The following is a 1462-nucleotide window of genomic DNA, read 5'->3' on the forward strand; positions in this document are numbered from 1 at the left end:
GGCGGCGGACGCCGGCGGCGCCGGGCTCACCCGGGGGGAGGCGAGCGGCCTGATCTAGCGCTGTGACCGGAAGGGTTCACCGGCTCGCGGCGTCCGGTGCGGCACCTCGCGGCGTTGTCGCATGACCCGAGTACATCCCAGTACGCGGGTCATGCTCCGCCGTGCGAGGCATCGCACCGGACGCCGCGAGCTTTCCGGCAAACCTTTCCGGTCACAGCACTAGAGCTTGTCGATCTTCAGGGTCTCGATGGCCGTCCGGGCGATCTCGCGGCCCTGCTCGGTGAAGTGCCCCTTGCCCGGATAGTCGATCCACAGCCGGTACGTGTCGCCGTTCTTCGCCCGGTAGTAGAGGACCCGCGCCTCACGCACGCGCGGGGACTCGCTGTCGGTGGTCGTGTACACAATGGTGTTCTCGGCGGCCTCGCCCTCCTGGTACTTGGCCTCCTTCGGCTTGCCCCTCGGCGCGGGGTCGTCGGCGATGCCCCAGGAGTACTCACCGTCCTTGAGCATGGCCCAGTCGGCGTAGGCCTTGTCCAGCGCGGTGGCCGGGATCTCGTCGTCCTTGTCGTCCGCCTTGACGTCGCGGTCCACGGCGATCTGGATCAGCCCGCTCGGATCGCTGTACGAGGCGTAGGTGTCGTCCGCCTCGTCCGGCTCGTACTTGTCCTTCGTGAAGTCACCGGGAACGCCGACGCTCGCGGCGACCCTGCCCCCGAGGTCCCGCTGCTTCCAGCCGTCCGGCAGCGGTCCGGCGAAGGGGTCGGCGACGACCAGGTACGCCGTGACCGCGGCCGCGACCACCACCGCGGCGAGGCCCACGAGGGTCTTGGGGCCGAGGCGCAGGCCCTTCCCGGCCGGGGCGGCGATCTGCTGGATCACCTGGGTGGGCGCCGGGGCCGGCGGGTTCGCGGCGGACTCCAGGAGTTCACGGACGCGGGCGGCGTTCGGGCGACGCGCGGGATCCTTCTGCAGCAGGCCGTTGATGGCCTCGGCGAGCGGGCCCGTGGCCGACGCGGGCGCGGCGGGCGCGGCGTTGAGGACGGATTGCAGCGTCGCGGGCGTGTTGCTGCGCCGGAAGGGTGAGACCCCTTCGGTGGCGGCGTAGAGGACGACGCCGAGCGACCAGAGGTCGGAGGCGGGGCCGGGGCGCTGGCCCAGCACCCGCTCGGGGGCGATGTACTCGGGGGAGCCGACGAAACCGCCGGTGTCCGTCAGATTGGTCTCGCCCTCGATCTGGGCGATGCCGAAGTCGGTGAGGACGACCCGGTCGTGGCGGCCGAGCATGACGTTGTCGGGTTTGACGTCGCGGTGCAGGATGCCCGCCGCGTGCGCGGCCTCCAGCGCGCCGAGCACCTCCAGGCCGATTCTCGCCGCGTCCCGCACCCCGAGGGTGCCCTCCTGGAGGGCGTCGCCCAGGGAACGCCCCTGCACGAGCTCCATCACGATCCACGGCCGGTCGTCC

Annotated in this window: 1 protein-coding gene; it reads right to left on the reverse strand. The window is 71.9% G+C overall.

The genetic code is table 11. The features are described 5' to 3' along the window. Positions 1–219: 219 nt before the first annotated feature. Positions 220–1462: serine/threonine-protein kinase (locus AOK23_RS39270; protein WP_055717229.1), on the reverse strand; the 1243-nt coding region annotated here is incomplete at its 5' end.

The sequence above is a fragment of the Streptomyces torulosus genome, from assembly GCF_001419765.1.
GTDB lineage: Bacteria > Actinomycetota > Actinomycetes > Streptomycetales > Streptomycetaceae > Streptomyces > Streptomyces torulosus.